Raw genomic sequence first — 10096 nt, forward strand, 5'->3', positions numbered from 1 at the left:
CCTCGGCGGTGGGGTAGGGCCGCGCCTCGGACACCCGCCGGGCCCACTCGGCCGACGAGCAGCAGTGCATCAGCACCTCGACGGCCTTCTCACGGCTCAACGCATGGAAAGCGGGCAAGCCGGGTGATTCTGTCACTGCATCATCCCTATCTGCGGTTGCTCTCCGAACAGATTTTCACGGTTGCCACCGTCTGTCTGCCGTTCGCGCCGTGACCACCCCGCAGAACTCGACCAGAGCGGATTCCTTATTGAGCCCGTGACAGTTTACTCAGTGGGGTCAATCATGTTTCGTCTCTATTAAGCGGCCACGGTGCCGCACCGCAGCAAAAACGACGGCGACGAGCGGGCGCGATTTCTCGTCACCAGCTCGCCGCCGTCCTTCGGAGGCGCCAACTGTCAGGTGCTGCTCGCGCTGGTGGAGATGACGATTCCGACGCACGCGATGGTGGAAACGATGAGAATCACCGCCAGTGCGAATGGCAGGAACAGCGGTGTCGTCATCACCAGTGCCAGGGTGAGCAAGGGTGCCAGCATGATCGAGGGAGCCGGACGCCGAAGCGGTGCCGGGGAGTCGGGGGTATTGCCGATCGATCTCACTTGCCTTCTCCGATCCGGGCTGCCTCCGGGGACTCGTGGCCGCGGAGGCCGACGTGTGCCTCGGTGTGTATTCTCCCGATCATGTGCGGGTAGTGCAGCTCGAATGCCGGACGTTCCGAACGGATTCGGGGCAGTTCGGTGAAGTTGTGACGAGGCGGCGGGCAGGACGTGGCCCACTCGAGCGAGTTGCCGTAACCCCACGGATCGTCCACCGTGACCACCCGGCCGTAGCGGTAGCTCTTGAACACGTTCCAGACGAACGGAAGCGTGGAGGCACCGAGCACGAACGCGAACACCGTCGAGATGGTGTTGAGGGTGGTGAAGCCGTCGGACGGCAGGTAGTCGGCGTAGCGACGGGGCATGCCTTCGTTACCGAGCCAGTGCTGGACGAGGAACGTGCCGTGGAAGCCGACGAACGTGGTCCAGAAGTGCCACTTCGCGAGGCCCTCGTCGAGCAGGCGTCCGGTCATCTTCGGGAACCAGAAGTAGATACCGGCGTAGGTGGCGAACACGACGGTGCCGAAGAGCACGTAATGGAAGTGGGCGACCACGAAGTAGGTGTCCGTGATGTGGAAGTCGAGCGGCGGGCTCGCGAGGAGCACGCCCGACAAGCCGCCGAAGAGGAAGGTGACCAGGAAGCCGACCGAGAACAGCATCGGCGACTCGAAGGTGAGTTGCCCCTTCCACATGGTGCCGATCCAGTTGAAGATCTTCACACCCGTCGGAACCGCGATGAGGAAGGTCATGAACGAGAAGTACGGCAGCAGCACCGCGCCGGTGGCGTACATGTGGTGCGCCCACACGGCGATCGACAGGGCGGCGATACCGAGGGTGGCGAAGATCAGCCCCTTGTATCCGAAGATCGGTTTGCGGCTGAACACCGGGAAGATCTCCGAGACGATGCCGAAGAAGGGTAGCGCGATCACGTAGACCTCGGGGTGGCCGAAGAACCAGAAGAGGTGCTGCCACAACATCACCCCGCCGTTGGCTGGGTCGAAGATGTGCCCACCGAGGTGCCGGTCGTACCAGAGCCCGAGCAGTGCGGCAGCGAGGAGCGGGAACACCAGTAGGATCAGGATGCTGGTGATGAGGATGTTCCAGGTGAAGACCGGCATCCGGAACATCGTCATGCCGGGCGCACGCATGCACACGACGGTCGTGACCAGGTTGACGGCGCCCAGAATGGTCCCGAGGCCGCCCAGCGTGAGGCCGATGATCCACAGGTCGGCACCGATGCCCGGCGAACTCAGTGCGCTGGTCAGAGGCGCGTAGGCGGTCCACCCGAAGTCGGCGGCACCGCCGGGAGTGATGAAACCTGCGGAGGCGATGAGGCCACCGAAGATGTACAGCCAGAAACTGAAGGCGTTCAAACGAGGGAAGGCCACGTCCGGCGCGCCGATCTGGAGCGGCAGGATGTAGTTGGCGAACCCGAACACGATCGGTGTGGCATACAGCAGCAGCATGATCGTGCCGTGCATGGTGAACAGCTGGTTGAACTGCTCGTTGGAGAGGAACTGCAGGCCGGGCACCGCAAGTTCGGCCCGCATGATCAGCGCCATCAGTCCGCCGATGAGGAAGAACGCGAACGAGGCGACGATGTACATCAGCCCGATCGTCTTGTGATCCGTGGTCCTCAGGATCTCGACGATCTTGGAACCCTTGGGGGCGGTGCGGGACGGGAACGGACGTACCGCGCCGAGCCCACCGGTGGGACGTGCGAGCGAATCAACCATGATGTCCGCCTGCCGGCGTGGTGTTCGGCTTCCTGACGTCTGGCGGCATCGTGGACACAATCATAGGAAGGATGCTGCTCGGCAATCCGCACTGGAGCGAGAGGCGAAGGTCCCGGGCCGGACCGGACCTTCTGCACCGCGGCGTTCACTGAAAGTCCCGGTCTGTCCCGTCCCGGACAGCGAGCACCGGCCCCGGCAACTCTAACCGGAATTGATGTGGCGCACATCACTTATCGAGAAACCCGTTCCCGAGCCGCGATGTACCGGCGGGGTGCACGGACTTCCAGTGACGGGCGATTTCGATGCGGCGTGCGATCCACACTCCGCCATGGGACTGCACGTGGTCGAGGAAGCGTTCCAACGCCGCGGTGCGGGCGGGTCGTCCGACAAGGCGGCAGTGCAGACCCACCGACAGCATCTTGGGGGCACCGGCCACACCCTCGGCATACAGGACATCGAACGCGTCGCGCAGATGGGCGAAGAACTGCTCCCCGCTGGGGAAGCCGCCGGCTGATGCGAATCGCATGTCGTTGGTGTCGAGCGTGTAGGGAACCACCAGGTGATCCACTGTTTTCGCACCGGTGATCACCTTTACCCAGTAGGGCAGGTCGTCTGCGTACGAGTCCGAGTCGTACTCGAAGCCGCCGTGCTCGACCACCAGGGCGCGGGTCTGCGGTGAGTCCCGCCCGGTGTACCAGCCGAGCGGGGGCTCTCCGGTGAGTGACCGCAGGATCTCCACCGCCTCGGCCATATGCTCGCGTTCGACGCTCTCGTCCTCGAGCTGGTAGTTCTTCCACCACAGACCGTGACACGCGATCTCGTGACCCAGCTCACCGAAGGCGCTCACGGCCTCCGGGTTTCGCTGCATCGCCTTCGCCACCGCGAAGACGGTCAGCGGCAGCCCCCGGCGCTCGAAGACCCGGAGCACCCGCCACAGACCGGCACGCGAGCCGTATTCGTACAGCGACTCGATGCTCATGTGCCGGTTGGGGAACGCCTCGGCGTCCACCATCTCGGACAGGAACGTCTCGGACGCGTCGTCGCCGTGGAGTGGGTTCTTCTCGGAGCCCTCCTCGTAGTTGAGGACGAACTGGACGGCGATCTTCGCGTCGTTCGGCCACTGCGGGTCGGGCGGGTATTGACCGTATCCGACCATGTCACGGGGGTAACCGGAATCGAAACCGATACTCATGCGAGCAATCCTTCCCGTCCGGCGTCGGTGAGTGAACCCCAGAGTCGCAGTCGCGCCATTCCACCGTCCGGGAAGATGTCGAGCCGCGCCTCGGTGATCGGCTGATCACTGTCGATGACGAAGCGGTGCCGGGTGTCGGGCTGCAGCCGAGTCCGGGGGAGGAGTTCCACCCAGTCGCCGTCGCCGTCCCGGCCCCGCAGGCCGGCCTCGCCGGGAGCGTTGCCGAGGAAGCAGGAGGTGTCGAGTTCGGCCAGCGACACAGTGCCCTGGGCGGCGAGCTTGATCTCCACCCAGTCGTTGTTGTCGTCGCGACGGCGAGAGGTCTCCCAGCCGTCGCCCATCACCCGGGCCGGCCCCGGAAGCAGCATGTTCTGCGGTGATCCGTAGAACATGTCGGAACACGAGGTAACTCGCGCGCCGTTCTCGAGTGCGGCCAGATCGAGGGGGCCTGCCGCGAGGAACCGGGGGTCGGGACGGCCCTCGCCGTGCACCCGCAACCGCGCGACTCCGCCGTCCGGGTACATGGTGAGCTTGACGTGCGTCCAGCGCTGCTCGGAATCGACCGCGAACTGATTCTCGGTGTCGCCCCGAATGGGGCTGCGGGCGACGATCGTGGTCCACTCGGTGCCCTCGACCAGTTCGTCGGCCGACGGATATCCCTCGACGGACGCCGCCTCCACCGAGATCTCGGGCGGGTAGTTGCCTCTGAACCATGCCGTGTCGACCACCACACCACGCACCACTCCCGGGACTCCCAGCCGGATGATCGCCTCGTCGGTACCCGCGACGCGGCGGCGGCGGGTCTCCCAGCCGTCGTAGACCTGGCCCTTGTGGCCGAATGTCGCCGGCTGATACACCGCGGCGGTGGGGCGGATGAGGTTCTCACGCTCGGCGAACAATTCGTCGTTGGCCCAGACGACGGCGCCGCCGAGGGTGCGGACCGCCAAGTCCGGCAGACTGCGAAAGAGGTTCTGGGTCAATCTGTTCGGGGTCATGGTGTGCGGCACCTCCTGATCGGGCGTGGGGCAAGTGTAGGGCGTCGGTAGGGCCGACGGGTGTCGTCGCGCGCTCAGCTCTCCGGAAGGACGGTGCGGGTGCGCAGGTCGCGAAGCGTGCGCACCGGGCATCCCGGCGCCTGTTCGAGCACAGCCTTTTCGTCGAACGCGCCGCACGCCAGTCCGCGCAGCACCACCGTCGCGAGAGCCTGCGCGGTGGCCGGTTCGTCCATCACTCCGCCTCCCTGGCGGTCGAGGTACGCCTGCAGTCGTGACGCCGCGGCAGGGAGCGCGCCTCGGTAGAAGTCGAAGGTGGCGAGCCAGCGGGTGATGAGATGTCCGGGGTGCATGTCCCAGCCCTGGTAGTAGCCGCGCTCGAGCGATCGGGTGACCAGCCGGTAGTGCCGGACGAGGGCGGCGTGGACCTCGTCGTCGCTTCCCCGCGGGATCACCTGAGTGGAGCCGTCGCACACCCACACTCCGGTTTGTGCCGCCGCCACCAGCAGCACCGACTTCGCGTGATCGGCTACAGGATGCTCGAGCGATTGGAACTTCGAGGCGATGCCACATGCTGCACTGTAATCGTAGGTGCCGTAATGCAATCCGGTGCAGCGACCGGCCGCCATGTGGATGGCCTTGGCGACGGTGACGGTACCGTCCGGTCCGATCACCGCCTGTGGGCTCTCGATCTGCAACTCGAACACCAGCGATCGCTCCGGCAGGCCGTGTGCGCGCTCGAGTGCCTCACACAGTGCAACCACTGCGGTGACCTGTTCGGCTGCACGCAGTTTCGGCACCGTGAACACGAAGCCGTCGGGGACGCCACCCGCCGCTTCGAGGACGAGTTCGAGTGTCCGGATGCCGCGCCTGAGCTCGTGCGGTGCCAATCCTTTGGTACGGATCCCCAGCGAGTGCGGACCGTCGGTGTCGCCGGCGAGCCGACCCAACGTGCGACCGGCACCTCGCGCGGCGGCATCCTCCACGTCGTCGCTGCGCCATCCGTACCCGTCCTCGAAGTCGATCCGGAGATCCATGATCGGACGGTGACCGAGGGTGGTCCGGACGTGGGGCAGCGCGCCCGTCGTGCCGATCTCGGCGAGTGTCTCAGCGTGCTGGTCCAAGAGGTCGATCGCGCGCTCCGCCCAGACCCTGTGGGTGTCCGGCCGGGCATCCGCGGCACTCACGTACACGGTGTGGATGGGCTGATCCTGGACTCGATCACCCGGAAAGTTCAGGGTGAGGGCCTGGTCGACGGGGGCAAGAATGGCCTCGATACGCTCGAATTCGCTGTCGGCGAGACGGGGACGATGCGGGGAGGTCACCGCTCGATCTTCGCAGAAATCCCGCTACGGCGGATGGCGAACAACCAGCTGGTGGCCGTCACTCCCCGCGGTGACGCTCTCCAGTGGATGCTAAATTGGGGTGCCGATGTCGCGAGCGGTGATGTGATCGAGGGCGCGTTCGGCAACGGCGGCGATGGTCATCGACGGGTTGCACGCGGCGGTGTTTCCGGGCATCAGTGCGCCGTCGAGCACGTACAACCCGGGTTGGCCGTGTACGCGGCCCTCGAGGTCGCAGACCGTACCCATGGATGCACCGCCCAGCGGATGCCAGGTGGAGGGGAACATGGCATTGGTGTCTGTGAGTATGCCTGCCGGACCGGCGATCTTGCTGACCGTCGGGCCGATGTGGCCGTTCTGGATGACAGCGTCGCCGTCCTTGGGCCAGCGCAGCAATGCGTCGTCACTGGCCGAGTCGTACACGAATCGGCCACGTCCCTCGCTGACGCCGTAACCGACCAGCATCGTGCTGCGTGCATCGAAGGAGAGTGGTGGCATCGATGCCTGGATGACCGTGACGGCGGAGGCGGGATCGTCCCAATTCAGGCTGCCGTAGATCACTGGACCGCCTTGCGGAGCGCCGAATTCTTCCTCGAGGCTCGTCCATATGTAGATCCGGTCGGCATTGGTTCCCCAGCCGCCGCCGAGGTCGTCCGGCAGGTCCGGGATTTGGCCTTTCGCTCCTGCCCGGACCAGCAGTCTGGTGGTATTGAGGCTGCCGGCGGCCATCACGAGGGCATTGGTGGTGAGGATCTTGTTTTCGAGCACCTTGCCGGTCGTATCGATCCGGTCGACGTACACAGTCCAGCGGCCGTCCTTTGCTCGCTCGACGTCGGTGACCTGGTGCAGGGTTTGCACCGTGACCCGGCCGGTTGCTTCGGCGGCGGCGATGTAGGTGACGTCGACCGAGTGCTTGCCGCCGTTGTTGACGCCGAAGGCGCCGTCGCCGTTGGTGTAGGAGGCGTTCACGCGTCCATCGAGTTCGTCGAGCGCGTAGTTCCAGTCGATCGGCATCGGGATTTTCGACACGGGGAGGCCGGCGCGCACCGCGTTCTGCGCAAATACCCTTGCAGCCTTGTAGTTCGGGCTGGCTATCAGTTCTTCGGGTGCGACGGCGAGCTGCAGCATCCGCGCGACCCGAGGGTAGTGGACTCGGTCCATGGTGGCCCAGTCGAGTTCCTCGGGAAAGTGCATGTTGAAGACGGCCTCGGCCGGCTGCAGCGTCATCCCTTGATAGATCAGGGATCCGCCGCCGAGACCTGCGGCGCACAGCGCGGTCATGTTGTCACCGGGCACCGCCTCGAGAAGACCCGTGTAGGGCTCCATAGCCACCGGCTTACCGAAGAGCTGCCGACTGGATTGATGCCAGAGAAAGCGCTTGTCCGGCGCCGTCGCATGCGGAAAGGTTTGGGAATTGGGCCCAGTGGGCCATCGCATACCACGCTCGAGCATCAGAACGTGCACGCCCGCCTCCGCTAGCCGAAGAGCTGCCACCCCGCCGCCGAACCCTGACCCGATGACGATTGCCCGGTGATCCTCACGGGTGAGCGGAATACTGGTCCGCCGATCCCCGAGACCGGTCCCGGCCTGCGCGATGCGCGGACTCGCCAGTGCGATCCCCGCGGCCGTGGCACCGGCCAGAAAGGACCGGCGATTGATTGCAGACACAGATTTCCCCCAGATCACAGACGGCACTAACTCGGCGAGATGTCGAAAGATCGACGCGCTCACACTGGGCGTGAACCAGCCACCCTCCGCCCAATGTCACATTGCTGCAGTCTAACTGAACGACTGTGACATTGGGCGCGAGGGGCTCGGGGTCGCGGCCGGCCCCATACCTCAGAAGCGGCGGACGCTGTAGATATGGAACTGCGACAACGGCGTCAATCCGACCGGAACACCGCGACCGTAGGCGTTGAAGACCTGCCCGAATCCCGCGTAGATCCCGATGTGAGATGCGTCGGGGTTGAGTACCACCAGGTCACCGGGGGCCATGGCCCACAACGGAATCGCCGTCCCGACCTCCGTCTGCTGCCAGGTGGTGCGGGGCAGACTCACGCCCGCCTGGCGAAAAGCCCACTGCGTCAGGCCCGAACAATCCCACGCGTCGGGCCCGGTTCCACCCCACAGGTACGGCTTGCCGGTCTGCGTCGTGGCAGCCGCCAACGCCGCGAGACCGGTGGGAGTGGGGATGGGCAACGGGATGATCCCCGAACCGCTGGAACTACCCGAACTGCTACCGGAACTGCCGGCGCTGCCGGAACTGATGGGAATGGGTGCGGCATTCACCGGTACGGTTGCCAACGCCGTGGCGCACAATGCGAGCACACCGGCCACCGCCGCTCGTCGCAAGGGACGGAGATTTCTGGGCTGGGACATGGGTCCCCCCTTTGCTCTTCATCACGCGCTGATCGACGGAGCCGAGCACCCTTCGGACGGAATCGAAGAGTCCTCGGTATCGTACAAGCGCAGCCGTGTTCCGCGCACCGAATCGAGATACTCGGTGCGTGGAACGTTCCGGTGATTACGGAAGCAGCTGGTCGATAAACGTGTTCGTGAAGATCCGATGCGGGTCCAGGGCGTTGTACGTGGCCCGCGCGGTGTCCCAGTTCTCGGACGCCGGAACGCCTTCGCGGTACGAGTCCGGCAGCCCTGCAGAGATGATCGCCGAGTCCGTATAGGGCAGTTCGGGTCCGAAGGCCCAGCCCTTGGACCATTCGGGCCGGAAGATGGAGTCACCGCCGTTGAAGTGGGTGCGCATCCACTGTTCCATCTCGCGGTAGAACGCGAACATCCCTGGCGTGCCTGGGACCCCGAGCACGTTCAGCCAGATCGCGGTATCCCATTCCGGGTGGTCCGGGCGAGGGCGGGTGGCAGAGATGGTGGGCGGTCCGGCGGAGGGAACCTGCACATCATCGGGCTGATCGAGGCCGCAGCAACGAATCTCGACGGGGCCGTTGAGCGGGAACTGGCCCAGCGATCGGTAGTGGTCCATCCGCGCGTGGAACCACTGGGTGAAATCGTGGATCACCTGGGCGACGTTGGCACGACTCGTGATCACGGCGCCCCCGCCCTCGGTGAGTCGCAGGGTGGTGGCCTTGATGTAGAACTGGACGTCCTTGGACCAGCCCCACACGTCGGATGAGATCGTACTGGCGAGGCCGGCGACGGTGGTCCCGAAGTACACCTGTCCGAACTCCGGCGCGATCCTCGGGTTTCCGGCCGCTGCCGGCGCCATCATGTCGGTGAGAACTTCGGGCAGGTTGTCGGAGAACATGTAGTTGTACGGTCCGTCGACCTCACGCGACTCCGGCGGCTTGTCCGGCGCGAGCGCCCAGACCTTGAGCCACGGATTGTCGGTGAAGGGGTACCAGATCGCCTCCAAACGGCCGGTTTCGGCGATGTAGCTCTCGAACGTCCGCCCCGCCGCGCCCGGTGCCGCGAACAATTCCCGCCACGGGATGTCGGTGCGACTCCGGCACCGCATCCGGACGTTGGGCCCGGCCTGCAGCGTGATCGACGTCAGGAACGTTCGCCCCAGGTGGGTGAGAAGCGGCGTGATCTGCGGATCGTCTCGCGAGTAGGTCGCCAATGCGTACTCGTCGCCGGTCCACACCACCGCGGTCAAGGACGTCACAAGGTTGCTCAGTGAGCCGAACGTGTTGCCCGGCACCGTGGTCTCACCGTCCGCCGGCAATGCAGCCCCGTGTGCATTGACCGCGAGCGCCCCGGCGATGGTTATTTCGCCGACGGCGGGCAGGTTCGCCCAGCCCAGTCCGGCATCCTGGAGGGCCTGAGTGATGGCGACCAGGGTGGCCCCCGGACCGGCCGTCACGGTGGCGGGTGTGGTGCCCGAGTGCACGGTGACATCGCCCAGGTGGACCATGGTGTCGGCGAGGACAACCTTGTCGAGCGGGGCCCCGTTGACGACCGTCAGGGGAGTCCAGCCGTGCATGGCGCCGCGTGGTCGAATCTTGTATCCGTTGGCGTGCGCCCAGTTGGCCAGTCGCACCACGTCGTCCGGGTTCTTCGGCGCACAGGTCCACACGGCGTCGAGCATGATCTCCTTGGACCAGTTCTGGTACGCCTGCTGGTAGAGCGCGATGCCCTCCGGAAATCCGGGCGGGGCGGGCAGCGTCGACGTGGACGATCCGAAAGGGACGGCGTGGACCGGAGCCCAGCTTCCGAGCGCGGAGGCGGTCAGGGTCCCTGCCCCGGCGGCGAGGAATCGTCGTCTGG

9 protein-coding genes are annotated in these 10096 nt (G+C 65.6%); 1 reads left to right on the forward strand and 8 read right to left on the reverse strand.

The features are described from left to right. Window positions 1–396: 396 nt before the first annotated feature. The 7 genes from WAW17_RS21885 to WAW17_RS21915 all read right to left on the reverse strand — a co-directional run bounded on the left by WAW17_RS21885 (window position 397) and on the right by WAW17_RS21915 (window position 8161). On the reverse strand, window positions 397–597 hold the full coding sequence (locus tag WAW17_RS21885; RefSeq protein WP_422335014.1) for a hypothetical protein: 201 nt from the start codon (window positions 595–597) through the stop codon (window positions 397–399). Further along, entirely contained in the window at window positions 594–2330 is a 1737-nt protein-coding gene (gene ctaD, locus WAW17_RS21890; protein ID WP_422335015.1) for a cytochrome c oxidase subunit I, read from the reverse strand. Before ctaD ends, WAW17_RS21885 begins: the two co-directional genes overlap by 4 nt. Before the next feature lie 226 nt (window positions 2331–2556). Further along, window positions 2557–3522 carry an allantoinase PuuE gene (gene puuE / locus WAW17_RS21895; RefSeq protein ID WP_422335016.1) on the reverse strand — a complete coding sequence of 322 codons (966 nt, stop codon included), beginning with the start codon at window positions 3520–3522 and terminating at the stop codon, window positions 2557–2559. Next, entirely contained in the window at window positions 3519–4517 is a 999-nt protein-coding gene (gene alc / locus WAW17_RS21900) for an allantoicase (protein WP_422335017.1), read from the reverse strand. The genes puuE and alc overlap by 4 nt, the downstream gene beginning before the upstream one ends. A 74-nt stretch (window positions 4518–4591) precedes the next feature. Continuing rightward, window positions 4592–5839, reverse strand: a complete 1248-nt coding sequence (locus WAW17_RS21905) for a DUF6986 family protein (RefSeq protein WP_422335018.1) — start codon at window positions 5837–5839, stop codon at window positions 4592–4594. Between the two features lie 90 nt (window positions 5840–5929). Then, window positions 5930–7525 (reverse strand): GMC oxidoreductase, encoded by a 1596-nt coding sequence (locus tag WAW17_RS21910; protein WP_422335019.1) that lies wholly within the window; start codon window positions 7523–7525, stop codon window positions 5930–5932. A 171-nt stretch (window positions 7526–7696) separates the two neighbouring features. After that, entirely contained in the window at window positions 7697–8161 is a 465-nt protein-coding gene (locus WAW17_RS21915) for a C40 family peptidase (protein ID WP_422335021.1), read from the reverse strand. Here WAW17_RS21915 and WAW17_RS21920 point away from each other — a divergent pair. Beyond that, window positions 8049–8381 (forward strand): hypothetical protein, encoded by a 333-nt coding sequence (locus WAW17_RS21920; protein ID WP_422335022.1) that lies wholly within the window; start codon window positions 8049–8051, stop codon window positions 8379–8381. The genes WAW17_RS21915 and WAW17_RS21920 overlap by 113 nt on opposite strands. Here the strand turns inward: WAW17_RS21920 and WAW17_RS21925 are convergent. Then, the coding region (locus WAW17_RS21925; RefSeq protein WP_422335020.1) for a cholesterol oxidase substrate-binding domain-containing protein at window positions 8382–10096 on the reverse strand (1715 nt) is incomplete at its 5' end.

The sequence above is a fragment of the Rhodococcus sp. (in: high G+C Gram-positive bacteria) genome, from assembly GCF_049286785.1.
Lineage (GTDB): Bacteria > Actinomycetota > Actinomycetes > Mycobacteriales > Mycobacteriaceae > Rhodococcus_F.

What these genes read in the sequence shown, in the direction of transcription:
- WAW17_RS21920 (WP_422335022.1), top strand. Translation starts at nt 8,049, where the DNA reads ATGGGCAACGGGATGATCCCCGAACCGCTGGAACTACCCGAACTGCTA.
- alc (WP_422335017.1), bottom strand. Translation starts at nt 4,517, where the DNA reads ATGACCCCGAACAGATTGACCCAGAACCTCTTTCGCAGTCTGCCGGAC.
- ctaD (WP_422335015.1), bottom strand. Translation starts at nt 2,330, where the DNA reads ATGGTTGATTCGCTCGCACGTCCCACCGGTGGGCTCGGCGCGGTACGT.
- puuE (WP_422335016.1), bottom strand. Translation starts at nt 3,522, where the DNA reads ATGAGTATCGGTTTCGATTCCGGTTACCCCCGTGACATGGTCGGATAC.